The sequence below is a fragment of the Chimaeribacter coloradensis genome (genome assembly GCF_002858715.1).
Classification (GTDB): Bacteria; Pseudomonadota; Gammaproteobacteria; order Enterobacterales; family Enterobacteriaceae; genus Chimaeribacter; species Chimaeribacter coloradensis.
The window spans coordinates 1-25,430 of the sequence record NZ_PJZH01000025.1; the positions used below are offsets into that span (position 1 = coordinate 1).

Here is a 25,430-nt window from a genome sequence, read left to right on the forward strand (position 1 = left end):
TGTTGGTCGTTGTTCCCGGTCAGTGGAGGCGCATTATAGGGAGTTCCGCGCAGGCTGCAACCCCTAAATTCAAAAAATTATGCGACCGTCTAAAATTTAATCCGACTGATGCTAAAGTGGCAGTTTTTCGATGGTTTTAAAGCCATAACCGGCTAAAACAGGGCGTAGCGCCTCTGTTTGCGCTGAAAAGCCCATACAGTATGCAATGTTTTTTTCTGTAGAAAGGGGCACATTTTCCTGATGGGCAATCAGCCAGGCCGTACGGCGGGCGATGGCCGCGCCGGAATCCACCAGCCGGGTGCCTTCCGGCAGCACCTGCATTAATTCATCGGCGATTAAAGGAAAGTGCGTGCAGCCCAGCACTACGGTGTCAGGTGGCTCAGGCAGTTTCAGCCAGGGGCGGACGATCTTCCGCAATGCTTCCAGAGAAACACCCTTACCGTGCAGTTTTTCCTCTGCTATTTCCACCAGCTCTGACGACCCCAGCATCAGGATTTCACAATCTGTGGCGAAGCGGGTGACAAGATCGTGTGTATAGGCGCGTTGTACCGTCGCACGGGTCGCCAGCAGACCTACAACACCATTGCGCGTGAGTTTGGCTGCGGGCTTGATGGCCGGCACCACACCCACGACAGGGCAGGTAAAGCGCTCACGCAATGCCGGCAAGGTCACGGTACTTGCGGTATTGCAGGCGATGATGATGATGGCCAGTGGGTGGCGTTGTGCAACGGCCTCTACAATCTGCACCACACGTTCGACAATAAATTGCTCTGACTTCTCCCCATAAGGAAAGGCCACATTGTCGAAAGCATAGATAGTGTGGAGATCCGGCAGCAGTTGCCGGATCTCCTGGTAGACCGACAGCCCCCCGACACCGGAGTCAAAGACCAGCGCGGTCGGCCGGAGGGTTAATGAGGTAGGGTCAGAAGGTATAGCTGCCAGTGAGGTAGTATTCACGTCCTGGTGTGTCGTAGCCATAAACCGTCTCATAATCTTTATCAAACAGGTTGGCAATTCTACCACGAACGGTCAGGCGCGATGTAACCGGATATGAGGCCGCGAGATCCCACAGGCTGACGCCGCCCAGACGTTTTCGCTCATAGCTGCTGAAGTCAGTATCATAGCGCTGACCGAGGTAGTGGTAGGTCAGTGACCAATCCAGCGCCTCCACGTGCCAATCAAGCTGATACTTCACTTGCTGTTTCGCGCGGCGTGCCAGCACCTCATTGGTATCGGCGTCACGCGGGTCGAGGTACTCCAGCGTCAACTGGTGCTGCAGTGGGCCAGTCTCCAGCGAGCCTGTCCACTCCACGCCCTTGATTCGCACCTTGCCGACATTGTAGTAGCGGTTGTTTTCGTAATCGATCATCTGGTCGATGTCATTACGATAGGCGGAGAGTCGCCAGCTCAGCGGGCCGGTCAGCCCCTCCAGCCCGCCTTCCCACTCTTTACTCTCCTCCGGGTTCAGGTCTGGGTTGCCACCATAGCCGCTGTAGAGCTGGCCGAGGTTGGGAGCCTTGAAGGCGGTGCCGTAGGAGGCGATCAGGCGGTAGCCGTCGATGAACTCCCACGCGGCGCTGGTTTGCCAGGTGGAGTGCCAGCCAAACTGGGAGTTGTCATCCCCACGAATGGCACCCTCAAGCGTGACATCGCTGATCTGCTGTTGCGCCGTCAGGTAGAGGCCGGTGTTGCGCTGGTTATAGCCATCGGCCAGATAGTTTGTGCCCGGCTCGGTGGTCAGCTTCTGCCAGTCCAGCCCGGCGCTGACGGAACCCTGCCCCAGTTGGAAAGTGTTGCCCCATTGCAGATTGTACTGCTGGGAGTCATCCAGTGAGGCAGAAGAGGCATAACGCCCCTGGCGCGGATCGTAGTTGTAGTCCTTGGTATGGCTGTAGCTGCCGATCAGCTGCGTGGCGTAGATCCCTTCCTGATAGCGCAGGCCGGCATCCCAAGTCTGGTTATAGAGCTGGCGGGTATCCACCAGCGGATCGGTGGCAGCGGTGTAGTAGGCGTCATAGTCGGTGCGGTTGTCATAACCATAACCGCGCACAAAGCCGCTGACGCTGTCATTGAACTGGTGCTGGAGCGAGCCGAAGAGGGTCTTGCTCATATAGCCGTCGCGATCCTGCTGGCTCTGCGTGCCGGTGTTGCCGTAGGCGACCACGTCATACCCTTTGGTATAGGTATAGTTGCCGGCCAGCGTGCCAATGGTGTCCTCGTCCAGTTGCTGCTGGGTGGCGGCATCGTAGGACTGGTAGCCATTGGAGCCAAGGCCCGCGTTGAGCGTGGTGCCGCTCTTCTCACGGGTGGTGATGATGTTGACCACGCCGCCGAGGGCGTCGGAGCCATACACGGCGGAGCGCGGCCCGCGGATATACTCAATGCGCTGCACCAGCGAAAGCGGGATCTGGCTGAGGTCGGTTGCCCCGCTGACGCCAGCCTGATTGAGGCGGATACCATCCATCAGCACCAGCACATGGCTGGAATTGGTGCCACGGATGAACAGCGAGCTGAGCTGCCCCATGCCACCGCTCTGCGCGACATCAACACCCGGCAGGCGGCGCATCACATCAAGCAGCGTGGTGGACTGCCAGCGATCAATCTCATCGCGCGTCACGACCGTGGTCGGTGCCAGCACGGAGGAAACCGGCTGAGGGAAGCGGTTAGCCGTGACCACTACGCTATCATTATTATTATCAACGGCAGCGGCGTGCGCCCAGCCGGAAAAGGCCGTGGCAGAGAGCGCTGTCCACAGCAGGGGGGTTTTCATTGTCATGCGAAACGCATCCAAACTTAATGGCAGGATGCCGCAGGCAGTCATCCTCGCAGTCGCGACGAAGATGAATAATGCGACGGGTGTCCCGGCAGGTCTTCGGACTTGGGAGCCGTGCTGTATCAGCACGCCGGGCGAAGACTTCCCACCCCTTGCGGAGCAGTGTCTGCATGTCTGCGTTCGCCGTGACTTCCCCTTACCGCTGCGCGTCAGTTCCGGATTTACACCGGATTCCCTTTTAACTCATTGATAGAGGCCGGATCGCAATGCTACGATCAACCTATATGGAAGTCTAGACTGCCGCCCGCGGCGCGGGAAATTAACGCGACAAAACTGGACTTAGCCCTGACTTTCCCTACAATCCCCGCAAACCCAGCCTTTTTCCCTATCCAGACGAGAGATTCCATGACGCCTGACACTCTGCCAATTGAACATTATGACGACCAACTGGCGGAAAAGACCGCCCGTCTCAAGACGCTGATGTCGCCGTTTGCCGCGCCGGAGCCGGAAGTGTTCCGCTCCCCCACGCAGCACTACCGCATGCGGGCGGAGTTCCGTGTCTGGCACGATGAGGAAGATCTGTTCCATATCATCTTTGACCAGCAGACCAAAGCGCGAATCCGGGTTGATCAGTTCCCGGCGGCCAGCGAGCTGATCAACCAGCTGATGACGGCGCTGATTAATGAGCTGAAACCGCTGCCGGTGCTGCGCCGTAAACTGTTCCAGATCGACTACCTCTCCACCCGGAGCGGCAAAATCATCGCGTCGCTGCTTTACCACCGCAAGCTGGACGATGAGTGGCAGCAGGCGGCGACCGCCCTGCGCGATCGCCTGCGGGCGCAGGGGTTTGACCTGCACCTGATTGGCCGCGCCACCAAAACCAAAATCATGCTGGATCAGGACTACGTCGACGAATGCCTGCCGGTGGCGGGGAAAGCGATGATCTACCGCCAGGTCGAGAACAGCTTTACCCAGCCGAATGCGGCGGTGAACATCGAGATGCTGGAGTGGGCGCTGGACGTCACGCAGGGTTCCAAAGGCGATTTGCTGGAGCTCTATTGCGGCAACGGCAACTTCTCGCTGGCGCTGGCGCGCAACTTCAACCGGGTGCTGGCGACGGAGATTGCCAAGCCGTCTGTGGCCGCCGCGCAGTACAACATTGAAGCCAACCAGATTGATAATGTGCAGATCATCCGCATGGCCGCGGAAGATTTTACCCAGGCGATGAACGGCGTGCGTGAATTCAACCGCCTGAAAGGCATCGACCTGAGCAGCTACCAGTGTGAAACCATCTTTGTCGACCCGCCGCGCAGCGGGCTGGATGCGGACACCGTCGCCCTGGTGCAGGGCTACCCGCGCATTCTCTACATCTCCTGCAACCCGGAGACGCTGTGCGACAACCTGCAAACCCTCAGCCAGACCCACGACATCACGCGGCTGGCGCTGTTTGACCAGTTCCCCTACACGCACCATATGGAGTGCGGCGTGCTGCTGGTGAAGCGCGACGCCTGACGGCAGGCACAAAAAAAGCCCTCGGTTGAGGGCTTTTTTATGGGCGGAGCCGGGGGGTCACACTTCCGGGTTGACCGCGGCGTCACGCGCCTTGAGTTTGGTGCCGATCCAGAAGACCAGCGCCACGGCCAGAATGGCCGGCAGGAAGTTAGAGCCAATCTGCGGGTACTCCGCCCGTACAATCGCGCTGTAGAGCAGCAGGCCCAGCATAAAGCAGGCCGCCGCCAGTGACGGCATCCCCTGCGGCATCGCCCGGTTCAGGTAACGCTGGTGCAGGCAGTAGACCGCCAGCAGCAGGGAGATCAACGGGAAGATGGAAAACGGCACCACTGAGCTGAACAGCGCAGCAAAGGAGCCATTAATGGATAAACCGGCAATCAGGGCAAGCAGCAAGGTACCTTTTTCGCGGCGAGGGTGTTCTGTCATCTTTTTACCTATCTGTCGTGGGTTTGAAGGAAACATGGTTTGAAAAAAACAGGAACAGCGCGCGCCGGCCGGAAAGCCGTTACTCCTGTGACAGCGACGCCCGCTCCTGCTCCCGGCGGTACCAGTAATAGGCACCTTTTGAAATCATCCGCAGTTGCAGCACCAGCCGCTCTTCCAGCCGGCGGCGCTGTTCGCTGTCAACATCCAGCGCCTCAGCACCGGCGCTGAAGACAATGGTCACCATCGCTTCCGCCTGCGCCTCGGTAAAACTGCGCGGCATGTGGTTTTCCAGCTCCAGGTAGTCGGCCAGCTCGGCAATAAAGTGCTGAATCTCACGGGCGACGGCGGCGCGGAAAGCGGCAGAGGTGCCGGAGCGCTCGCGCAGCAGCAGGCGGAAGGCATTGGGATTATTGCCGATGAACTCCATGAAGGTGGAGACGGAGGTACGGATCACGCTGCCGCCCTTGGCGATGCGCTGGCGGGCCTGCCGCATCAGCTGGCGCAGCATCAGGCCGCTCTCATCCACCATCGTCAGCCCCAGCTCATCCACATCCCGGAAGTGGCGGTAGAACGACGTCGGGGCGATGCCGGCTTCGCGGGAGACTTCACGCAGGCTCAGGCTGGCAAAACTGCGCTCGGCGCTGAGCTGGCTGAATGCCGCTTCGATCAGTGAGCGCCGGGTGCGTTCTTTTTGTTGTGCTCTTACGCCCATAACCTTTTCCAGAGAAGTGTCCTGTCAACCGATGCGCCTGCCATGACCGCACTATATCAAACTTTTCAGAACCTACGCTTCTACAAACATGCAACAGTCAGTGACCGGGAAGAAATGGCTGTGCGCCCCACGAAAAGACTACGGCGGATTGGGGATTCAGGCCTATGATGTTACAATCTCGTTGTAAATTTGTATAAGAATAGGTGCCTCATACATGCAACAGCACGTCCAATTTGATGCGATCGTCATCGGCTCCGGCCCTGGCGGCGAGGGGGCCGCGATGGGCCTGGTAAAACAGGGCGCACGGGTAGCGGTGATTGAACGCTACAATAACGTGGGCGGCGGGTGTACCCACTGGGGCACCATCCCCTCGAAAGCCCTGCGCCACGCTGTCAGCCGCATCATTGAATTCAACCAGAACCCGCTCTACAGTGACACCACCTCCCGCTCACTCAGCTCCAGTTTCCCCGATATTCTGCGCCATGCCGACTCCGTGATTAACCAGCAGACCCGTATGCGCCAGAGTTTCTATGAGCGCAACCAGTGCCAGCTCTTCTCCGGTGATGCCAGTTTTATTGACGCCAATACCATCAACGTCCGCTACCCGGACGGCACCAACGAGCGGCTGACGGCCGGGCAGATCGTGATCGCCTGCGGCTCGCGCCCTTACCGCCCGCCGGAAGTTGATTTTGGCCACCCGCGCATCTATGACAGCGACTCCATCCTGCAACTGAGCCACGAACCGCGCCACGTGATTATCTACGGCGCAGGGGTAATCGGCTGCGAATACGCCTCGATCTTCCGTGGTCTCGGGGTAAAAGTGGACTTAATCAACACCCGTGACCGCCTGCTGGCGTTCCTGGACCAGGAGATGTCCGACGCCCTCTCCTACCACTTCTGGAACAACGGCGTGGTGATCCGCCACAACGAAGAGTACGAGCAGATTGAAGGGGTCGAGGACGGGGTGATTGTCCACCTGAAATCGGGCAAGAAAGTCAAAGCGGACTGCCTGCTCTACGCCAACGGCCGTACCGGCAACACTGACAACCTCGGCCTTGAGACCATCGGCCTGCAGGCGGACAGCCGCGGCCTGCTGAAAGTCAACAGCATGTACCAGACGGCGCTGTCGCATATTTATGCCGTCGGGGACGTGATTGGTTACCCAAGCCTGGCTTCCGCAGCCTATGACCAGGGGCGTATTGCCGCCCAGGCGATGATTCAGGGTGAAGCCAAGGTACACCTGATCGAGAACATCCCGAGCGGTATTTATACCATCCCGGAGATCAGCTCGGTGGGCAAAACCGAACAGGAACTCACGGCGATGAAAGTGCCGTACGAAGTGGGCCGGGCGCAGTTCAAACACCTGGCGCGGGCGCAAATTGCGGGGATGAATGTGGGCAGCCTGAAACTGCTGTTCCACCGGGAGACGAAAGAGATCCTGGGCATTCACTGCTTCGGTGAGCGTGCGGCGGAGATTATCCACATCGGCCAGGCCATCATGGAGCAGAAAGGGGAAGGTAATACCATCGAGTATTTCGTCAATACCACCTTCAACTACCCCACGATGGCAGAAGCCTACCGTGTCGCCGCGCTGAACGGGTTAAACCGCCTGTTTTAACGCAGTGTCGAACATCGGCTGCATATGATCTTTAATGGCTTCAGCCAGTTGCTCATAGCGGCTGCGTAACGGCGAGCCGGGGCGATAGACCAGCGCAATGGTCCGCTTCGGCTCCGGTTTGCTGCACTGCATGTAGCTCACGCCATCACGCTGGCGCTCGTTCGGCACCGCCAGCGAAGGCAACAGCGTAATACCGCTGCCGGCCGCCACCATGTTACGCAGCGTTTCCAGACTGGTCGCGCGGAAATGGGTGTCCTCATCCGCCCCGGCCTGGAAGCAGAAGCCCATCGCCTGATCGCGCAGGCAGTGGCCGTCTTCCAGCATCAGCAGCTTCTCACCGGACAGCTCCGCCATCGCCACGCGGTCACGCCCCGCCCACGGGTGGTCACTGTAGACGGCCAGCTTCATCGGCTCATCAAACAGCGGCACTTCGATAAAGGACTCAGACTCCTTCACCAACGCCAGGATAGCGCAGTCGAGCTTGCCGCTGTCGAGCTGGGCCAGCAGCTGGTGCGTCTGGGCTTCGTGCAGGTACATCTCCAGTTTCGGGAAAGTCTGGTGCAGCATCGGGATAATATGCGGCAGCAGATAGGGGCCGAGCGTTGGGATCAGCCCAATGTGCAGCGGGCCGGACATGGTCTCCCCCTGCTGGCTTGCCATCTCCTTGAGCACCTTGACCTCACGCAGCACCGTGCGCGCCTGCTCCACCAGCAGCAGCCCTGCCTGAGTAAACAGCACCTTACGGCTGGTGCGTTCCAGCAGCATCACCCCCAGTTCATCTTCCAGCTTGCGGATCTGGCCGCTCAGGGTAGGCTGGCTGACGTGGCAGGCATCCGCCGCACGCCGGAAATGGCGGAATTCCGCCAGGGCAACCAAATACTCTAAATCGCGAATGTTCATTATTTCCTCCGACCCCATGATAGCTCATGGCAATGAATAAGATAGCAATCAACGATTAGATCTATCAACCCCCAGCGTGAATAATGTACCCCAACGAAGCAAGACACACGCAGTAATAAGAAATTCACCAAGTATTTTATGAGGTTATCGATGTTTTCAAGCCAAGAAGGTAAGCAAGTCCCACAGGTTGTGTTCCATACCCGTCAGGGCGACCAGTGGGTTGATGTTACAACCGACGACCTGTTCAAAAATAAAACGGTTATCGTCTTTTCACTGCCGGGTGCCTTTACCCCGACCTGCTCCTCCAGCCATCTGCCGCGTTACAACGAGCTGGCCGGTGTGTTCCGCCAACACGGCGTGGACAGCATTTTGTGTGTCTCTGTGAACGACACGTTCGTGATGAACGCGTGGAAAAATGACCAGCGCGCTGAAAACATCACCTTCATCCCGGACGGCAACGGTGAGTTCACCAAAGGGATGGAGATGCTGGTTGAGAAAGCGGATCTGGGCTTTGGCCCGCGCTCCTGGCGTTACTCCATGCTGGTGCGTAACGGCGTGGTAGAAAAAATGTTCGTTGAGCCGAACAAACCGGGCGACCCGTTTGAAGTCTCTGACGCAGACACCATGCTGAAATACCTGGCACCGGAATTCAAAGTGCAGGAATCCGTGTCGGTGTTCACCAAGCCGGGCTGCCCGTTCTGTGCCAAGGCGAAACAGATGCTGCAAGAGCGCGGCATCCAGTACGAAGAGATTGTGTTGGGTAAAGATGCGACCACCGTCAGCCTGCGTGCCGTTACCGGCCGCGCCACGGTACCGCAGGTCTTCATCGGCGGCCGTCACATTGGTGGCAGCGACGATCTGGAAATCTTCCTGACCGCATAACCCTGACGTAAGAGATAAACCATCCCTGCGTATTAACAATAAGAAACAGCCAACGTGAATTTTGGCGGGCTTTTAGCCCGCCTTTTTTATTCCCGACTCCCCCTTTTTACACAGCAAAGAAACCGAGGCATACCATGAAACAACTGAACGTCGACGTTGCCGTGATCGGCGGCGGCACCGCCGGCCTGGGCGCTTACCGCGCCGCGAAACTTTCCACGCCGAATGTGGTGATGATCGAGGGCGGCCCGTTTGGTACTACCTGCGCGCGGGTAGGCTGTATGCCTTCCAAATTGCTGATTGCCGCGGCAGAAGCAGTACACCAGACGGAACGCGCCCACGGTTTCGGTATTCACCCGCAGGGTGAAATCGTGATCAACGGCCGTGAAGTGATGGACCGCGTCAAACGCGAGCGCGACCGTTTCGTCGGCTTCGTGCTGGAAGGGGTGGAGAACATCCCGGCGCGTGACAAAGTCTCCGGCTATGCCCGCTTTATTGATGACAACACGCTGATGGTGGACGACCACACCCGCATCGTGGCGCAGCGCATTGTGATCGCCACCGGGTCGCGTCCGAGCTGGCCTGCCGCCTGGGATGCCCTCGGCGACCGTCTGGTGATTAACGATGACGTCTTTAACTGGGACGACCTGCCGGAGAGCGTCGCGGTGTTCGGCCCCGGCGTGATTGGGCTGGAGCTCGGCCAGGCCCTGCATCGCCTCGGCGTTGAGGTGAAGGTGTTCGGCGTGGGCGGCGGCGTCGGCCCGCTCACTGACCCGCGTGTGCGGGAGTATGCCGCCAAAGCGCTGGGCGAAGAGTTTTATCTCGACCCGGATGCCAACATCGAAATGATGCAGCGGGAAGGTGACCGCGTCTTTATCCGTTACCAGGACAAGCAGGGCAACCCGCAGGATCTGATGGTGGATTACGTGCTGGCCGCCACCGGCCGCCGCCCGAACGTGGACAAGCTGGGGCTGGAAAACACCTCCCTGGTGCTGGACGCGCGCGGCGTGCCGACGGCTGACCGCCTGACCATGCAGACCAGCGTGCCGCACATCTTCATCGCCGGTGACGCCAGCAACCAGTTGCCGTTGCTGCATGAAGCCAGCGATCAGGCGCGCATTGCCGGTGATAATGCCGGGGCGTTCCCGGAAGTGAACCCGGGCCTGCGCCGCAGCGCGATCTCCGTGGTCTTCTCTGACCCGCAGATCGCGATGGTCGGTGCCACCTACCGTGAACTGAACAGCGCGCTGGGTGCCTGCGGCTGCTTCGGGATTGGTGAAGTCTCTTTCGAGAACCAGGGCCGTTCGCGCGTGATGCTGCGTAATAAAGGTGTGCTGCGCGTGTATGGCGAGCAGGGTACCGGCGTGTTCCTCGGCGCAGAGATGATGGGCCCGGACGCTGAACATCTGGCACACTTGCTGGCATGGGCGCATCAGCAGAAAATGACGGTCAACCAGATGCTGGAGATGCCGTTCTACCACCCGGTGATCGAAGAGGGGCTGCGTACCGCCCTGCGCGATCTGCAAAGCAAACTGCGCCTCGGCAATGAGGAAGCAGAGCGTTGCCAGCGCTGCCCCGGCGAATAAACTGTGGGCAGTCCTTATAAAGGGCCAGGCAGGGCGGGATGAGCGGTTACGGCTATAAGCCCGGCACAGTAAAAGAAGTTATCCTGATGCCGGAAATGCTGACGTAATCACGAGACTAAGCCTCTCATAAAAAAGAACCCCGCCGGTTGGCGGGGTTTTTTACTTTAAGCTAAGCGCTGTTTCGCCTCAGTGATGGCGTTCGCCACCTGATGCGGCGATACGCCACCTTTGGCGTCACGCTTGTCCAGGCAGGATTGCAGCGACAGGATCGGGTAGACATCGTCGCCAATCACGCTGCTGAATGTCTGTAACGTCGCCAGCGGCAGCGCCTCCAGCGCCACGCCCTGCGCGATCGCTTCCACTACCGCCGCACCAACGATATGGTGCGCCTCACGGAACGGAATCCCTTTTGCGACCAGGTAATCTGCCAGCTCGGTGGCGTTGGCGTAACCCTGCTCCGCCGCTTCCTGCGTGCGGGCGCGTTTGACTTTGATGCCGTCCAGCACCAGCGCCGCCATGTTCAGGCAGTCGAACCAGGTTTCCAGCGCGTCGAACAGCCCTTCCTTGTCTTCCTGCATATCCTTGTTATAGGCCAGCGGCAGCCCTTTCATGGTCATCATCATGCCGGTCAGCGCGCCCTGTACCCGGCCGCTTTTGCCGCGGATCAGCTCCAGCGCGTCGGGGTTTTTCTTCTGTGGCATCAGTGACGAGCCGGAGGTCACGCGGTCTGACAGCTCCACAAAGCCCGCCTCGCCGGTGTTGAAGAAGATCAGGTCTTCCGCAAAGCGCGACAGGTGCACCATGCTGATGGCCGCGTTCGACAGCAGCTCCATCACGTGGTCACGGTCGGAGACGCTGTCCAGGCTGTTGCGGGTCGCGGAGGCGAAGCCGAGCCAGCCTGCCAGCTGCTCCCGGTCGATCGGGTAGGCGGTGCCGGCCAGCGCGCCGCAGCCCAGCGGGCTGACGTCCAGCCGCGTCAGAGTGTCACGCAGGCGGCTCTCATCCCGCGCCAGCATCTCAACGTAAGCCATGCACCAGTGGGCGAAGGTGACCGGCTGCGCACGTTGCAGGTGGGTGTAACCCGGCATCACTGCATCCTGGTTCGCCTCGGCGGTGGCTACCAGCGCCTGTTGCAGGTTTTTCAGCGACAGCAGCAGCTCCGCCACCTGCGCCTTGCACCACAATTTCAGATCGGTCGCGACCTGGTCGTTACGGCTGCGGCCGGTATGCAGTTTCTTGCCGAGATCGCCGACTTTGTTGATCAGCTTCTGCTCCACCCAGCTATGGATGTCTTCCGCGTCGCTCTCAACAATGGCTTCCGGGTTAGCGCGCACCTCGTCCAGCAGAAACATCAGCGCTTCCTCCAGTCGCTGCTGCTCATCCTGCGTCAGCACATTGACCGTGACCAGGGCCTTCGACCAGGCGACGGAGCCGACAATATCCTGCTCGGCCAGCCGGTAATCGAAACGCAGGGAGTCATTAAGTTGTTTGAAACGTTGGTCTGCTGCCTGGGTAAAACGCCCGCCCCAAAGTGCCATAGTGTGCGTCCTTCTGGTTAATGCTGTTGCTGACAGGGCGCGATGCCGCGCCCTGTTAAGAATAGGTGCCTGTCCGGGCCGCCGGGCGGCCCGTGGCGGTTACTGCTTTTTCGCGTTCAGCGCACGGATGCGGGAAGAGAGCGAGAACAGGCGGATGAAGCCGCCGGCGTGGCTGTGGTCATACACTTCATCTTCACCAAAGGTCGCGAACTCTTCGGAGTAGAGGCTGTTGGCCGATTTTTTCTGGATGGCGGTCGCGGTGCCTTTGTAGAGTTTCACTACCACTTCACCGTTCACCTCTTCAGCCAGCGCTTCTGCCGCCGCCTGGATGGACTGGCGCAGCGGGGCGAACCAGCGGCCGTCATACACCACGTAGGACATCTCGTGGCCCAGCTGCTCACGCCATTTGAAGCTGTCGCGGTCCAGCACCAGCTGTTCCACGCCGCGCAGCGCGGCCATCATGATGGTGCCGCCCGGGGTTTCGTAGCAGCCGCGGGATTTAATCCCCACCAGGCGGTTTTCCACGATGTCGATCCGGCCGACACCATGTTTCACGCCCAGTTTGTTCAGCGCTTCCAGGCACTGGTACGGGCTGAGTTCCTGACCGTTTACCGCCACCACGCGGCCTTTTTCCACTTTCACGGTCACCAGCTCGGCGTCGTCCGGGGCCTCTTCCGGGTCAACTGTCCAGGCCCAGCAATCTTTGTTTGCCGCGTTCCACGGGCTTTCCAGCACGCCGCCTTCAGTGGAGATGTGCCAGGCGTTTTCGTCACGGCTGTAGATCTTCTCCAGCGACGCGGTGGTCGGGATGTCACGCTCTTTCAGGTAGGCCAGCAGCGCCTCACGGGAGCGCAGGTCCCACTCACGCCACGGGGCCACGACTTTCAGCTCCGGGGCCAGGGCGGTGTAGGTGGTTTCGAAACGCACCTGGTCGTTGCCTTTGCCGGTCGCGCCGTGGCAGAGGGCATCCGCGCCCACTTTCAGCGCCAGTTCAACCTGCGCTTTGGCAATCAGCGGGCGCGCCATCGAGGTGCCCAGCAGGTAGCTGCCTTCGTACAGGGCGCCGGTTTGCAGCACCGGGTAGACGTAGTCTTTGATGAACGCTTCACGCAGGTCAACCACATGGCACTCAGAGGCACCGGTACGCAGCGCTTTCTGCTCAATCCCTTCCAGATCGCTGCGCTCCTGGCCGATATCGGCGACGAATGCCACCACTTCACAGTCATAGTTCTCTTTCAGCCACGGAATGATGGCTGAGGTGTCCAGACCGCCGGAGTAAGCCAGAACGATTTTCTTGATGCCTTTAGTTTGCATGATGATGTCCTTGATACAGATTCAGTAAATTCAGTAAAACCGGGCGTTACGCCAGGATGCGTGTGCCGATGGCCACGCCGTTAAACAGTGCAGGTAACTTCTCTGCGTTGCGCCAGCTGGCGATATCCACCGGGCGGCCGAGGGTGCGGGCGGCGTCCAGCGCGGCGTTGACTTTCACGACCATGCCGTCGGTGATGATGCCCTGCGCGATCAGCTGCTCCGCTTTTTCAGCAGTCATCTCCGCGATGCGCTGGCCTTTGCCGTCCAGGATGCCGCTGACGTCGGAGAGCAGGATCAGGTCTGCGCCCAGGGTTTCTGCCAGTGCCGTCGCGGCCTGGTCGGCGTTGACGTTCATCAGCGCGCCGCCGGCGGTGATGCCGATGGAGCTGACGATCGGCAGGTAGCCTGCGCCCAGCAGGGTGTTCAGCAGGGACGCGTCACCGGGGGAGGCCTTGCCGACGTGGCCCAGTTCCTCATCAAACGGTTCCACCGTGACGGTGTTGCCGTCGGCCAGGCTCAGGCCCACGGCGTTCAGGTTGTTTTTCACCGCCCAGGCCAGCAGGGTTTTGTTGGCGGTGCCCGCCAGCGCCCCGGTGATGATGTCGATCTGGTCGGCGGGGGTGACGCGCAGGCCCTGCTTTTTCACCACCGGCAGCGAGAGCTTTCTCATCAGCTCGTCCACCAGGAAACCGCCGCCATGAACAATGATCAGCGGGCGCTGGTGTTCCTGACGGTAAGCCACCAGTGCGCCGAACAGGCGCTCCAGCGCCTCTTCACTGTCAAGCAGCACGCCGCCCAGTTTGATAATTAACGGATTCATCATGTTCACGCCTCACCCTGTTGAAATCTTGACTCAAATGTTAACAGGCGCCGCCCTCCGGCCGCGCCGGCGAATTACAGCAGCGACTGGGTTTCCGGGAACCCGAAGCGCAGGTTCATGCACTGCACCGCCTGCGCGGACGCCCCTTTCAGCAGGTTGTCCTCGGTGGCGACCACAATCAGGTGCTCGCCCTGCACGGCAAACCCGATGTCGCAGAACGGCAGGCCAACCACATCCTTCAGCGCCGGCACCCCCTCTTTGTAGAGGCGCACCAGCGGCTTGTCGTGGTAGGCGTTGTGGAACGCTTCCGCCACGTCCTGCGCCGTCACGCCCGCGTTCAGGCGGCAGGTGATGGTCTCCAGAATGCCGCGCGGGAAGTTCGCCAGGTGCGGGGTGAAGATCACCGGCGTCCCCAGGTGGGCGACAATCTCAGGGTGGTGGCGATGGTTAAAGATGCCGTAAGGCTGCAGGCTGACTTCGCAGACGCTGCTTTTCAGGCTGGCCTTGCGCCCCGCCCCGCTGACGCCGCTGGTGGCGTTGATCACCGGCCACTGGGCAGTGTTCAGCAGGTTATTGTCGAGCAGCGGCTTCAGCGCCAGCTGGGCCGCCGTCGGGTAGCAGCCCGGCACGGCGATCAGTTGCGCGTCGGCCAGGGCGCCGGCCTGCCATTCGGCCAGCCCGTAGACCGCTTTTTCCAGCCATTCCGGGTGCTGGTGCTCAAAGCCGTAGAAATCGGTGTAGAAGGCGGCGTCACGCACCCGGAACGCGCCGGAGAGGTCAAACACCACGCAACCGGCTGCCAGAAACTGCGGGGCCAGATCGTGGCTGACGGCATGGGCCGTTGCGAGGAACACCACATCAACGCCTTTGGCGGCCTCTGCCACGTTGTCCAGCGGCAGCACCGGCAGATCGATAATCCCTTTCAGCTGGGGATGCAGCTCGGCGAGCCGCTTTCCTGCATCTGCACTTTGCGCTGAAACCATCAAACCGGTTATGTTCATATGCGGGTGACGATTCAGGTAGGTCGCAAGTTCTGCACCGGCATAGCCGCTGGCGCCAACGATCAGCGTGTTCAACATGGGTTCCGCTCACCTTCTTAGTGGATGACTGACGCGCACGTCAGGCGTGACAGGTACCGGGCTTATCAGCGTGCATCGCCGTTCACCCACCGGGCTGAGCAGTTCGTTTTTCAACCAGGGCCGTTACCGGTTTCCTTCTGCTCTGCCTTACTGTATTTTTATTCAAAATAAATGCATGAATATTGATACTATCCTAACTAAGGGCTGTCAACAGTGAAGATGAAATTACCTCCTTTTATTGAGCTATACCGGGCGCTGATCGCCACGCCTTCCATCAGTGCCACCGACAGCGCGCTCGACCAGAGTAATGAAGGATTAATCACTCTGCTCGCCGGCTGGTTCCGCGATCTCGGCTTCGAGGTTGAGATCCAGCCGGTGCCGGATACCCGCAATAAATTCAATATGTTGGCCAGTATCGGCAGCGGCAGCGGCGGCCTGTTGCTGGCCGGGCATACGGACACCGTCCCCTTTGATGACGGCCGCTGGACGCGCGACCCGTTTACGCTGACGGAGCATGAGAACCGCCTCTATGGGCTGGGCACCGCAGACATGAAAGGGTTCTTCGCTTTTATCCTCGATGCGCTGCGTGACATCGATGCCACAAAACTGAATAAGCCGCTCTATATTCTGGCGACGGCGGATGAAGAGACGTCGATGGCCGGGGCCAGCTATTTTGCCCGCTCCACCACCCTGCGGCCGGACTGCGCCATCATCGGCGAACCGACCTCGCTGAAGCCGGTGCGGGCGCACAAAGGGCATATGTCGAACGCCATCCGCATCGAGGGGCAGTCGGGCCACTCCAGCGATCCGTCACGCGGCGTGAATGCGATTGAGCTGATGCACGAGTCGATCACCCAGTTGATGGGGCTGCGCAACTCGCTGAAAGAGCGTTTCCACCATGACGGCTTCGTCATCCCCTACCCGACCATGAACTTTGGCGCTATCCACGGCGGCGATGCCTCCAACCGCATCTGCGCCTGCTGTGAGCTGCATATGGACATCCGCCCGCTGCCGGGGCTGACGCTCTCTGACCTGAATGAGATGCTGAACCTGGCGCTGGAGCCGGTCAGCAAACGCTGGCCGGGGCGCGTGACCGTGACGGAGCTGCACCCGCCGGTGCCCGGCTATGAATGCCCGGCGGATCACCGCCTGGTGCAGGTGGTGGAGAAGCTGCTCGGCACCAAAACCGAGATTGTGAACTACTGTACGGAAGCGCCGTTTATTCAGCAGCTCTGCCCGACGCTGGTGCTCGGCCCCGGCTCTATTGAGCAGGCGCACCAGCCGGACGAATACCTCGATACCGCCTTTATCCAGCCGACGCGGGCGCTGATTACCCAGGTAGTGCACCACTTCTGCCACGCCTGACGTCTGACCGGGCGCGGAAGACCATGCGCGCCCGCAATTAGCGGGGCTGATACACCACGCCCTGTAATTAAATTTCAGCGGTTACGGCGTTTTAGCAGTAAGAAAATCACCGTTTTTGCGGTACATATAGAGTGACGGGCCGTGAGGCCGGGAAGACGATGCATTAACAGGGCAACCATGCCTTTCGGGTGAAAGTTATTTACAAAACATAAAATCACAAGAGAAACAGGTCAGGGTCTATGAACGAACAATATTCTGCAATGCGTAGTAATGTCAGTATGCTCGGCAAGCTGCTCGGTGAGACCATCAAAGAGACACTGGGTGAGCACATTTTGGATCGTGTGGAAACTATCCGTAAATTATCGAAATCCTCCCGCGCCGGAAATGAGGCGGATCGCCAGCAACTGCTTTCCACACTGCAAAACCTGTCAAATGAGGAGCTACTGCCGGTTGCCCGGGCGTTCAGCCAGTTTCTCAACCTGACCAACACCGCCGAGCAGTACCACAGCATCTCGCCGAACGGCGAAGCGGCCAGCAACCCGGAAGCGCTGGCGCACCTGATCGCCCGCCTGAAAGAGAACAAGGTGACGGACGTCCAGCTGCGGGACTCGGTGGATAATCTCTCGATTGAACTGGTACTGACCGCCCACCCGACGGAAATCACCCGCCGCACCCTGATTCATAAAATGGTGGAGGTGAATACCTGCCTCAGCCAGCTCGACCATAACGACCTCGCCGACTACGAACGCAATAAAATCATGCGCCGCCTGCGCCAATTGATCGCCCAGTCCTGGCACACGGACGAGATCCGTAAACACCGCCCGTCACCGATTGATGAAGCCAAATGGGGCTTTGCCGTGGTGGAAAACAGCCTGTGGGAAGGGGTGCCCGCTTTCCTGCGTGAGCTGAATGAGCAGCTGGAAAACGCCATCGATTACCGCCTGCCGGTGGACGCCACGCCGATCCGCTTTACCTCCTGGATGGGCGGCGACCGTGACGGCAACCCGAACGTCACCGCCGAGATCACCCGCCGCGCCCTGCTGCTGAGCCGCTGGAAAGCCACTGACCTGTTCCTGCGCGACATCGCGGTGCTGGTCTCCGAGCTGTCGATGTCCGAATGTACGCCGGAACTGCGCGCCCGCGCCGGGGGCGACGAGGTGCTGGAGCCATACCGTGAAATCATCAAGGGTGTGCGCAGCCAGCTGACCAAAACCCAGGCCTGGCTGGAAGCGAAGCTGAAAGGCGAGCACGCCGTGCGCCCGGACGACCTGCTGGTGCAGAATGACCAGCTCTGGGAGCCGCTCTACGCCTGCTATGAATCCTTACAGGCGTGCGGCATGGGCATCATCGCCAATGGCCAACTGCTCGATACGCTGCGCCGCATCCGCTGTTTCGGCGTGCCGCTGGTGCGCATCGATCTCCGCCAGGAGAGCAGCCGCCACACCGAAGCGATCGCCGAGATCACCCGCTATCTGGGGCTGGGCGACTACGAAAGCTGGTCAGAGTCTGACAAGCAGGCGTTCCTGATCCGCGAACTTAACTCCAAGCGCCCGCTGGTACCGCGCAGCTGGGAACCGAGCGACGAAACCCGCGAGGTGCTCGACACCTGCAAAGTGGCCGCAGAAGCGCCGGAAGGCTCCATCGCCGCCTATGTGATCTCAATGGCGCGCACGCCGTCTGACGTGCTGGCGGTGCATCTGCTGCTGAAAGAGGCGGGCTGCCCGTTCCCGATGCCGGTCGCCCCGCTGTTTGAAACGCTGGATGACCTCAACAACGCCGACTCAGTGATGACCCAGCTGCTGAACATCGACTGGTATCGCGGCTATATCCAGGGCAAGCAGATGGTGATGATCGGCTATTCCGACTCCGCGAAAGATGCGGGCGTGATGGCCGCCTCCTGGGCGCAGTACCGCGCGCAGGACGCGCTGATCAAAACCTGCGAGAAGTCCGGCGTGGCGCTGACGCTGTTCCACGGGCGCGGCGGCTCCATCGGCCGCGGCGGCGCACCGGCCCATGCAGCGCTGCTCTCCCAGCCGCCGGGCAGCCTGAAAGGCGGCCTGCGCGTCACCGAACAGGGCGAGATGATCCGCTTCAAGTTCGGCCTGCCGGAAGTCACCATCAGCAGCCTGGCGCTCTACACCGGCGCAATCCTTGAGGCGAACCTGCTGCCGCCGCCGGAACCGAAACCGGAGTGGCGCCGCATCATGGACCTGCTCTCGGACGTCTCCTGCACCATGTACCGTGGCTACGTGCGCGAAAACCCGGACTTCGTGCCCTACTTCCGCGCGGCGACGCCGGAGCTGGAGCTGGGCAAGCTGCCGCTGGGCTCCCGCCCGGCCAAACGCCGCCCCAATGGCGGTGTGGAGTCCCTGCGTGCCATCCCGTGGATCTTCGCCTGGACACAGAACCGCCTGATGCTGCCGGCCTGGCTGGGTGCCGGTGCTGCGCTGCAAAAAGCGGTGGAGGAAGGGAACCAGGACGAGCTGGAGACCATGTGCCGTGACTGGCCGTTCTTCTCTACCCGCATCGGGATGCTGGAGATGGTCTACGCCAAGGCGGATCTCTGGCTGGCCGAGTATTACGACCAGCGGCTGGTGGACAAAACGCTGTGGCCGCTGGGCAAACAGCTGCGCGATCAGCTCGCCAGCGACATCAACGTGGTGCTGCGGATTGCCAATGACGATCACCTGATGGCCGACCTGCCGTGGATCGCGGAGTCCATCGCCCTGCGTAACGTCTACACCGACCCGCTGAACGTGTTGCAGGCCGAGTTGCTGCACCGCTCACGCCAGCAAACCGAGGCAGACCCGCAGGTAGAACAGGCGCTGATGGTCACCATCGCCGGCGTCGCCGCCGGGATGCGCAACACCGGTTAACCGGCAAAACCAACGCACAAGGGCACCCGCGGGTGCCCTTTTTTATGGCGATCGTTTTAGCGCGGGAAAGGCATAAAAAAGGCCGCTTCAGCGGCCTGACAGGAAAAGGGATCAGGCGTGGGCCGGGGCCACCACGCCAGGGCGGATGCCCAGCGTATGGCAGATGGCGTAGCTCATCTCCGCGCGGTTCAGGGTATAGAAGTGGAAATCCTTCACCCCTTCACGGCTCAGGATCTTCACCATATCCATCGCGATATTTGCCCCGACCAGTTTGCGCGTTTCGGCGTCATCATCCAGCCCTTCGAACATGCTGGTCATCCACTGCGGCACCCGCACGTTGGTCAGGGCGGCGAAGCGCTGCAACTGTCTGAAGTTAGAGACCGGCAAAATGCCCGGCACGATTTCCACATCAATCCCGGCGCTGACGCAGCGGTCGCGGAAGCGCAGGTAGCTCTCCACATCAAAGAAGAACTGGGTGATGGCACGGCTGGCCCCGGCATCGACTTTGCGCTTCAGGTTGATCAGGTCAGCCTGCGCGCTTTTGGCCTCCGGGTGCACTTCCGGATAGGCCGCGACGGAAATATCGAAGTCACCCACCTCTTTCAGCAGCGCGACCAGATCGGTGGCGTACATCTCCGGTTTGCCGCTGTTGGGCGGCAGGTCACCGCGCAGGGCGACAATATGGCGGATGCCGCTGTGCCAGTAATCCTGGGCGATCCGGCGCAGTTCGTCCCGCGTGGCGTCGATGCAGGTCAGGTGCGGCGCGGCTTCCAGCCCGGTGCGCTCTTTGATGCCTTTAATGATGCTGTGGGTGCGGTCACGCTCGCCGGAGTTGGCACCGTACGTCACCGAGACAAATTTCGGTTTCAGGCTGCTGAGGCGGTCAATCGAGCTCCAGAGGGTATTTTCCATTTCGCTGGTGCGCGGCGGAAAGAACTCAAAGGAGACATGAAACTGGCCATGCAGTTCGGCCAGACTCTGGTTCAGCGCATCCCGCTGGTTTGCGTGGAAAAAACTCATACCCTACCTCATCAGTCACAGCATTGTTTTTATGAAGACGTTTTTATGGGCACATCCCATTTGCTTAGTTTGTTAAGCGTCTAGACGTCTAAACGTTTAGATAGAAAATGACGGAGATTGGTTAAAGAGTCAACAGAAAATTATTTGCCTACGGTGAGTAATCTTCACGCACTCAGAGGAAAATTCAAGCAGGAAAAAGGGGCGGGTAAGAGACGCCTTCTGCCGGGGCGGCAGAAGGCATTGAAAGGCTTAGAGAAGGCGGGCGAGGCGGTTTAAATCAGACTGGATCGCCCCGGCGGTCACGTCGCGGCCGGCACCCGGCCCGCGGATCACCAGCGGGTTATCGCGGTACCAGCGGCTCTCAATCGCGAAGACGTTATCACACGGCAGCAGCGCGGCCAGCGGGTGCTCCGGGCGCACCGCTTCTACCCCAACGCGTGCCTTGCCGTTGGCGTCGAAACGCGCCACATAGCGCAGCACCAGCCCCATCTCATTGGCGGCTTCCAGGCGCTGCACCATCTGCTCGTTCAGCGCTTCCCCATCTTCGAAGAACTGATCCACACTGCCCTGCGCGCAGTGGGCCGGCACCAGCGACTCCACCCGCACCTGATTCGGCTCGATGTCGTAGCCCGCCTCACGCGCCAGGATCACCAGCTTGCGCATCACATCCTGGCCCGCCAGATCCACGCGCGGGTCAGGCTCGGTCAGCCCCTGTTGCCACGCCTGATCCACCAGCTCAGTGAACGGCACCGTGCCGTCAAATTGCAGGAACAGCCAGGAGAGCGTGCCGGAGAAGATGCCGCTGATCGCCAGAATGGTGTCACCGCTGTCCCGCAGGTCACGCACCGTGTGGTTAACCGGCAGGCCTGCGCCGACAGTGGCGTTATAGAGCCAGTGGCTGCCGGTTTTGGCGAAGGCGTCACGGATCTGGCGGTAGTTGTCACCGGCGGAGGCCCCGGCCAGCTTGTTGGCGCTGATCACATGGAAGCCGTAGCTGGCGAAATCCAGATACTGCTCAGCCAGGTTTTCACTGGCGGTCACGTCCAGCACCACCAGATCGTCAAACGGGTGGGCGCGCATCCAGAGGAACAAAGACTCCTCATCCTGCTCGCGCGCTTCGTCCTCAAAGAAGGCCAGCGCCCGGCTGGCGTCCAGCCCGTCATAGCTCAGCAGGCTGCGGCGGCTGTCCACCACCCCGGCCAGCACAAATTCAAACCCGCTGCGCGCAGAGAGGTTTTTCTGCTCGCGGGCGAACAGCTCCAGCCAGCGCGAGCCGATGTTCCCTTTGCCGAACAGCATCAGGCCGATGCGTTTTTCAGCGCGGAACAGCGTCTGGTGCAGGCCCTGGATCAGGTGCTCCGTGGGGCCGACGCGCAGCACCGCCACCAGGCTGATGCCGTCTTCCGCCTGCCAGATGAACTCAACCGGCTGATCCTTCAGCTCCTGGTAGAAGCGGTGGCTGTGCAGCGGGTTTTTGCACACCCCGGCCCCGACCAGTGCCACCAGCGCCAGCTTCTCCCGCAGGTGAAGCTGGCCGGGCAGCCCGGCATCTTCCAGCGCCCGCAGGGCACTGTCGGCAACTTCGGCGGTATAGCAGAGTTGCAGCAGGTTGCGGTCAGGGTGAACGCCGGTGGCCAGCGGGCGGATCTGCGCGCGCTTGAGCACGCGGTCCACCTCTTTCTGTGCCAGCACGAAATCGTGCTGCGGCGGAATGGTGAATTCAATCAGGCAGATGTCGTCGTGGCTGGTGACGATTTTCGCCCCGGTGCCGGAAGCCAGCACCCGCTCAATGCGCGTGGAGCCCTGTTCCGGCTGGTAGCTGCAACGCAACTGCAGGTCGATGTCGCTGCCGGAGACCGGCTGCAATGTGCGGGCGTGCAGCACCGGCGCGGCCAGGCGGGCCAGCTCGCTGGCCTCATCCAGCCGCAGCAGCGGCAGCAGGCAGGCATCTTTGACTTTGCGCGGGTCAGCGCTGTAGACCCCGGCCACGTCGCTCCAGATGGTGACGCGGCTGACACCGGCCAGCGCGCCGATCTGGGTGGCGGAGTAGTCACTGCCGTTACGGCCGAGCAGCACCGTTTCCCCGGCGTCGTTGCGGCAGATAAAGCCGGTGACCACCAGGTATTTGTGCGGGTGCTGTGCCAGCAGTTGCTGCAGCAGCGGGTAAGAGCGGCCTTCGTCCACCTGCGGCTGGGCAGCGCGCTCGGCACGCAGGAAATCGCGCGCGTCGAGCCAGGCGGCCTGGTAATCGAGTTTGTTCAGTACGGCGGCCATCAGGCGCGCAGACCAGATCTCGCCGTGGCCCACCACTTCGGCGTAAACCGCGTCGGTGAGCGGGGCGTCGAGCAGCACCGCCAGGCGTTCCAGATCGTGTACGAATTGGGTAATCAGCGGTTCGGCCAGCTCCGGCGGCAACAGCCCGGCGATCAGGTCGCTCTGGTAACGGCGCAGCGTCTGCTGCACCTGATGCGCCGACAGCCGGTCGCTCTGGCTCAGCTTCAGCCAGCTGATCAGCTGGTTGGTGGTGCTGCCCGCCGCCGACACCACCATCATGTCCCCCGGCTTGCCGTACTCCGCCATGATCCCGGCGACGCGCAGATAACACTTCACATCGGCCAGACTGCTGCCACCGAATTTATGCAACTGCCGGCTCCCCGCCGGCGCTGCTACCGCAATTGCATTCATGCTTACCTCGTTGCCGCCGCCTGGAACGCCTGTTCCAGATCGGCAATCAAATCTTCGCTGTCTTCCAGCCCCACAGAGACCCGTAACAGGCTGTCGGAAATACCGGCAGCTTTACGCGCTTCGGGTGCCATGCCCGCGTGGGTCATGGTGGCGGTATGGGAAATCAGGCTCTCTACCCCGCCCAGCGACTCCGCCAGCGTGAAGAGCTTCAGCGCTTTCAGGAAGCGGCGCAGGGTTGGCTCATCACCATCCAGCTCGAAGCTCAGCATCGCGCCAAAACCGGTTTGCTGGCGGCAGGCGATCTCATGGCCGGCATTCTCCGGCAGGGAGGGATGATACAGCGTTTTTACCAGCGGCTGCCGGGCTAAATAGTCAACAATCGCCAGCGCGTTGCTCTGCTGTTGTTTGATGCGCGGCGACAGGGTGCGCAGGCCGCGCAGCAGCAGGTAGCTGTCAAAGGCCGCGCCGGTCACGCCGATGTTATTGGCCCACCAGGCCAGCTCCGTCGCCAGCGCCGGGTCTTTGGCGATCACCGTGCCGGCCACCACGTCAGAGTGGCCGTTCAGGTATTTGGTACAGGAGTGCACCACCAGATCGGCCCCCAGCGCCAGCGGCTGCTGCAGCGCCGGGCTGAGGAAGGTGTTGTCTACCACCGTCACCGCCCCGGCCGCCCGCGACGCCTCGCAGATGGCGGCGATGTCCACCACCCGCAGCAGCGGGTTGCTTGGGGTTTCAATCAGCACCAGCTTCGGCTTCTCTTCCAGCGCCTGCGCCAGCGCCGCGGCATCCCCCTGGTCGACAAAGCGCACGCGGTACGCGCCGCGTTTGCTCATGCTGTCGAACAGGCGGTAGCTGCCGCCGTAACAGTCGTGCGGGGCCACCAGCAGATCGCCGGGTTTCAGGAACACGGTACAGACCAGGTGAATCGCTGACATGCCGCTGCTGGTCATCACCGCCCCGGCCCCGCCCTCCAGCTCTGCCAGGGCGCGTTGCACCACATCACGTGACGGGTTGCCGCGGCGCGAATAGTCATGGGCGCGCGGTTCGTTGAAATCGGTGAAGTTATAGGTGCTGGACAGGTGGATGGGGGGAACAACGCAGCCGTACTGCTCATCATCATTCAGGCCGCTGCGTACGGCGATGGTTGCTTGCTTATGCGTCATGTGGTCTCTCCCTGACGGGATGCTGGGGGTTAGGGCCTAAAGATTAATCGCATCGATAATAGACGTCAATACATCTGGACATCTAAACTTCTTTGCGTATAGATTGAGCAGGCGGGCAATAACCGCTAAAATTATAGCGTTTTCAAATGTGAGTAACATGTCAGGCAGGTTGCATACCCGTTGCGCGGGTGAAGGGAATACTGTCGGCCGGTTGCAAAAGTATGTCAGTGACATCGCTCCGGTATCGGAGATTTTTATCAAGATTGGTTTAGTGAGAACAGTGAAGATCGGGCATAATCAGCCGGTTTTTAGAATTTTATATTTTTCCGACAAATTTAAGGTGTCCCATGGCTGAGTGGAACGGCGAATATGTCAGCCCATACGCTGAACACGGTAAAAAAAGCGAGCAGGTCAAAAAAATCACGGTATCCATTCCGCTGAAAGTGCTTAAAATTCTGACGGATGAACGGACGCGCCGCCAGGTGAACAACCTGCGCCACGCCACCAACAGCGAGCTGTTGTGTGAGGCGTTCCTTCATGCCTTTACCGGCCAGCCGCTGCCGAATGATGCTGACCTGCGCAAAGAGCGCAGTGATGAGATCCCGGAAGAAGCGAAAGTAATGATGCGTGAACTGGGTGTGGATCCCGATACCTGGGAATATTAAGCAGGGCGGTGGGCGGTGGCCCGCCGTGCAGCAGACCAGAAATGCAAAAAGGCGCCCAAAGGCGCCTTTTTCGTCGTGCGGGCAGTAATTACTTCTTAGCGCCCGGTACGCTGAAACGCTTGTTGAAGCGGTCAACACGACCACCGGTAGCCACGTCACGTTGCTTACCAGTGTAGAACGGGTGGCATGCGCTGCACACGTCCAGGTTCAGGTCGTGACCCATAGTGGAACGGGTTTTGATCACGTTACCGCAAGTGCAGGTGATGGTAACGAAATCGTATTTTGGGTGGATACCTTGTTTCATGGGAAAACCTCAGTTAAGGCCGCGTCGCTATCCAGCCCTGTTTTGCCAGACACCACGCGTAGTGGATAAAGTTAGGTTTTGATAACATCAAAATGTATCAAAGGCGGCGAATCATACAGAAACCCACTGGCCGATGCAAACGCATCCACACATTTTGAGGCACACAGTGTACACTATTCCGACATTTTTTAACAG

20 protein-coding genes and 1 riboswitch are annotated in these 25,430 nt (G+C 60.3%); of the genes, 7 read left to right on the forward strand and 13 right to left on the reverse strand.

Features of this window, described 5'->3' with window-relative positions:
- Nucleotides 1-111: 111 nt before the first annotated feature.
- Both murI and btuB read right to left on the reverse strand, forming a co-directional pair.
- Nucleotides 112-978, reverse strand: coding sequence for a glutamate racemase (gene murI, locus CYR32_RS17290; protein ID WP_101826401.1), 867 nt, complete (start codon nucleotides 976-978; stop codon nucleotides 112-114).
- Nucleotides 923-2,776, reverse strand: coding sequence for a TonB-dependent vitamin B12 receptor BtuB (gene btuB / locus CYR32_RS17295; RefSeq protein ID WP_101826402.1), 1,854 nt, complete (start codon nucleotides 2,774-2,776; stop codon nucleotides 923-925). The genes murI and btuB overlap by 56 nt, the downstream gene beginning before the upstream one ends.
- A 70-nt stretch (nucleotides 2,777-2,846) precedes the next feature.
- A riboswitch (cobalamin riboswitch) is annotated at nucleotides 2,847-3,049 on the reverse strand.
- A 129-nt stretch (nucleotides 3,050-3,178) separates the two neighbouring features.
- On the opposite strand from btuB, the gene trmA reads away from it, so the two are divergent.
- Nucleotides 3,179-4,285, forward strand: coding sequence for a tRNA (uridine(54)-C5)-methyltransferase TrmA (trmA, locus tag CYR32_RS17300; protein WP_101826403.1), 1,107 nt, complete (start codon nucleotides 3,179-3,181; stop codon nucleotides 4,283-4,285).
- 57 nt (nucleotides 4,286-4,342) lie between these two features.
- On the opposite strand, the gene CYR32_RS17305 is transcribed toward trmA, so the two are convergent.
- Nucleotides 4,343-4,711 (reverse strand): YijD family membrane protein, encoded by a 369-nt coding sequence (locus CYR32_RS17305; RefSeq protein ID WP_101826404.1) that lies wholly within the window; start codon nucleotides 4,709-4,711, stop codon nucleotides 4,343-4,345.
- Nucleotides 4,712-4,790: 79 nt separating this feature from the next.
- The gene (gene fabR / locus CYR32_RS17310) at nucleotides 4,791-5,423 is read right to left on the reverse strand and encodes an HTH-type transcriptional repressor FabR (protein WP_165698270.1); all 633 of its coding nucleotides are present in this window, start codon (nucleotides 5,421-5,423) and stop codon (nucleotides 4,791-4,793) included.
- Between the two features lie 214 nt (nucleotides 5,424-5,637).
- Between fabR and sthA the strand changes: the two genes are divergently transcribed.
- Nucleotides 5,638-7,041: a Si-specific NAD(P)(+) transhydrogenase gene (gene sthA, locus CYR32_RS17315; RefSeq protein ID WP_101826406.1), complete on the forward strand. Its 1,404-nt coding sequence runs from the start codon at nucleotides 5,638-5,640 to the stop codon at nucleotides 7,039-7,041.
- Here sthA and oxyR read toward each other — a convergent pair.
- On the reverse strand, nucleotides 7,024-7,941 hold the full coding sequence (oxyR, locus tag CYR32_RS17320) for a DNA-binding transcriptional regulator OxyR (protein WP_101826407.1): 918 nt from the start codon (nucleotides 7,939-7,941) through the stop codon (nucleotides 7,024-7,026). The two genes, sthA and oxyR, sit on opposite strands and share 18 nt — an antisense overlap.
- 150 nt (nucleotides 7,942-8,091) lie before the next feature.
- Between oxyR and CYR32_RS17325 the strand changes: the two genes are divergently transcribed.
- Both CYR32_RS17325 and CYR32_RS17330 read left to right on the forward strand, forming a co-directional pair.
- Nucleotides 8,092-8,823, forward strand: a complete 732-nt coding sequence (locus CYR32_RS17325; RefSeq protein ID WP_101826408.1) for a glutathione peroxidase — start codon at nucleotides 8,092-8,094, stop codon at nucleotides 8,821-8,823.
- A 134-nt stretch (nucleotides 8,824-8,957) separates the two neighbouring features.
- Nucleotides 8,958-10,406 (forward strand): dihydrolipoyl dehydrogenase, encoded by a 1,449-nt coding sequence (locus CYR32_RS17330; RefSeq protein ID WP_101826409.1) that lies wholly within the window; start codon nucleotides 8,958-8,960, stop codon nucleotides 10,404-10,406.
- Nucleotides 10,407-10,570: 164 nt separating this feature from the next.
- Here the strand turns inward: CYR32_RS17330 and argH are convergent, their stop codons facing one another.
- From argH to argC, 4 genes are all read right to left on the reverse strand, one after another.
- Nucleotides 10,571-11,944 (reverse strand): argininosuccinate lyase, encoded by a 1,374-nt coding sequence (argH, locus tag CYR32_RS17335; protein WP_101826410.1) that lies wholly within the window; start codon nucleotides 11,942-11,944, stop codon nucleotides 10,571-10,573.
- 99 nt (nucleotides 11,945-12,043) lie between these two features.
- The gene (locus tag CYR32_RS17340; protein WP_101826411.1) at nucleotides 12,044-13,258 is read right to left on the reverse strand and encodes an argininosuccinate synthase; all 1,215 of its coding nucleotides are present in this window, start codon (nucleotides 13,256-13,258) and stop codon (nucleotides 12,044-12,046) included.
- A 46-nt stretch (nucleotides 13,259-13,304) separates the two neighbouring features.
- Nucleotides 13,305-14,081 carry an acetylglutamate kinase gene (argB, locus tag CYR32_RS17345; RefSeq protein WP_175578829.1) on the reverse strand — a complete coding sequence of 259 codons (777 nt, stop codon included), beginning with the start codon at nucleotides 14,079-14,081 and terminating at the stop codon, nucleotides 13,305-13,307.
- A 71-nt stretch (nucleotides 14,082-14,152) separates the two neighbouring features.
- The gene (argC, locus tag CYR32_RS17350) at nucleotides 14,153-15,157 is read right to left on the reverse strand and encodes an N-acetyl-gamma-glutamyl-phosphate reductase (protein ID WP_101826412.1); all 1,005 of its coding nucleotides are present in this window, start codon (nucleotides 15,155-15,157) and stop codon (nucleotides 14,153-14,155) included.
- A 213-nt stretch (nucleotides 15,158-15,370) separates the two neighbouring features.
- On the opposite strand from argC, the gene argE reads away from it, so the two are divergent.
- Nucleotides 15,371-16,522, forward strand: a complete 1,152-nt coding sequence (argE, locus tag CYR32_RS17355) for an acetylornithine deacetylase (protein WP_101826413.1) — start codon at nucleotides 15,371-15,373, stop codon at nucleotides 16,520-16,522.
- A 239-nt stretch (nucleotides 16,523-16,761) separates the two neighbouring features.
- Nucleotides 16,762-19,398 carry a phosphoenolpyruvate carboxylase gene (gene ppc, locus CYR32_RS17360; RefSeq protein WP_101826414.1) on the forward strand — a complete coding sequence of 879 codons (2,637 nt, stop codon included), beginning with the start codon at nucleotides 16,762-16,764 and terminating at the stop codon, nucleotides 19,396-19,398.
- A gap of 111 nt (nucleotides 19,399-19,509) precedes the next feature.
- Here the strand turns inward: ppc and metF are convergent, their stop codons facing one another.
- The 3 genes from metF to metB form a co-directional block, all read right to left on the reverse strand.
- Nucleotides 19,510-20,418, reverse strand: coding sequence for a methylenetetrahydrofolate reductase (metF, locus tag CYR32_RS17365; RefSeq protein WP_101826415.1), 909 nt, complete (start codon nucleotides 20,416-20,418; stop codon nucleotides 19,510-19,512).
- Between the two features lie 249 nt (nucleotides 20,419-20,667).
- Nucleotides 20,668-23,103: a bifunctional aspartate kinase/homoserine dehydrogenase II gene (locus tag CYR32_RS17370; protein ID WP_101826416.1), complete on the reverse strand. Its 2,436-nt coding sequence runs from the start codon at nucleotides 23,101-23,103 to the stop codon at nucleotides 20,668-20,670.
- Between the two features lie 2 nt (nucleotides 23,104-23,105).
- Nucleotides 23,106-24,266: a cystathionine gamma-synthase gene (metB, locus tag CYR32_RS17375; RefSeq protein WP_101826417.1), complete on the reverse strand. Its 1,161-nt coding sequence runs from the start codon at nucleotides 24,264-24,266 to the stop codon at nucleotides 23,106-23,108.
- A 347-nt stretch (nucleotides 24,267-24,613) separates the two neighbouring features.
- On the opposite strand from metB, the gene metJ reads away from it, so the two are divergent.
- The gene (metJ, locus tag CYR32_RS17380; RefSeq protein ID WP_101826418.1) at nucleotides 24,614-24,931 is read left to right on the forward strand and encodes a met regulon transcriptional regulator MetJ; all 318 of its coding nucleotides are present in this window, start codon (nucleotides 24,614-24,616) and stop codon (nucleotides 24,929-24,931) included.
- A gap of 88 nt (nucleotides 24,932-25,019) precedes the next feature.
- On the opposite strand, the gene rpmE is transcribed toward metJ, so the two are convergent.
- On the reverse strand, nucleotides 25,020-25,235 hold the full coding sequence (gene rpmE / locus CYR32_RS17385; RefSeq protein ID WP_072931606.1) for a 50S ribosomal protein L31: 216 nt from the start codon (nucleotides 25,233-25,235) through the stop codon (nucleotides 25,020-25,022).
- Between the last annotated feature and the right edge of the window lie 195 nt (nucleotides 25,236-25,430).

Coding starts and splice junctions, on each gene's coding strand:
- murI (WP_101826401.1), bottom strand. CDS start 978: ATGGCTACGACACACCAGGACGTGAATACTACCTCACTGGCAGCTATA.
- btuB (WP_101826402.1), bottom strand. CDS start 2,776: ATGACAATGAAAACCCCCCTGCTGTGGACAGCGCTCTCTGCCACGGCC.
- trmA (WP_101826403.1), top strand. CDS start 3,179: ATGACGCCTGACACTCTGCCAATTGAACATTATGACGACCAACTGGCG.
- CYR32_RS17305 (WP_101826404.1), bottom strand. CDS start 4,711: ATGACAGAACACCCTCGCCGCGAAAAAGGTACCTTGCTGCTTGCCCTG.
- fabR (WP_165698270.1), bottom strand. CDS start 5,423: ATGGGCGTAAGAGCACAACAAAAAGAACGCACCCGGCGCTCACTGATC.
- sthA (WP_101826406.1), top strand. CDS start 5,638: ATGCAACAGCACGTCCAATTTGATGCGATCGTCATCGGCTCCGGCCCT.
- oxyR (WP_101826407.1), bottom strand. CDS start 7,941: ATGAACATTCGCGATTTAGAGTATTTGGTTGCCCTGGCGGAATTCCGC.
- CYR32_RS17325 (WP_101826408.1), top strand. CDS start 8,092: ATGTTTTCAAGCCAAGAAGGTAAGCAAGTCCCACAGGTTGTGTTCCAT.
- CYR32_RS17330 (WP_101826409.1), top strand. CDS start 8,958: ATGAAACAACTGAACGTCGACGTTGCCGTGATCGGCGGCGGCACCGCC.
- argH (WP_101826410.1), bottom strand. CDS start 11,944: ATGGCACTTTGGGGCGGGCGTTTTACCCAGGCAGCAGACCAACGTTTC.
- CYR32_RS17340 (WP_101826411.1), bottom strand. CDS start 13,258: ATGCAAACTAAAGGCATCAAGAAAATCGTTCTGGCTTACTCCGGCGGT.
- argB (WP_175578829.1), bottom strand. CDS start 14,081: ATGATGAATCCGTTAATTATCAAACTGGGCGGCGTGCTGCTTGACAGT.
- argC (WP_101826412.1), bottom strand. CDS start 15,157: ATGTTGAACACGCTGATCGTTGGCGCCAGCGGCTATGCCGGTGCAGAA.
- ppc (WP_101826414.1), top strand. CDS start 16,762: ATGAACGAACAATATTCTGCAATGCGTAGTAATGTCAGTATGCTCGGC.
- metF (WP_101826415.1), bottom strand. CDS start 20,418: ATGAGTTTTTTCCACGCAAACCAGCGGGATGCGCTGAACCAGAGTCTG.
- CYR32_RS17370 (WP_101826416.1), bottom strand. CDS start 23,103: ATGAATGCAATTGCGGTAGCAGCGCCGGCGGGGAGCCGGCAGTTGCAT.
- metB (WP_101826417.1), bottom strand. CDS start 24,266: ATGACGCATAAGCAAGCAACCATCGCCGTACGCAGCGGCCTGAATGAT.
- metJ (WP_101826418.1), top strand. CDS start 24,614: ATGGCTGAGTGGAACGGCGAATATGTCAGCCCATACGCTGAACACGGT.
- rpmE (WP_072931606.1), bottom strand. CDS start 25,235: ATGAAACAAGGTATCCACCCAAAATACGATTTCGTTACCATCACCTGC.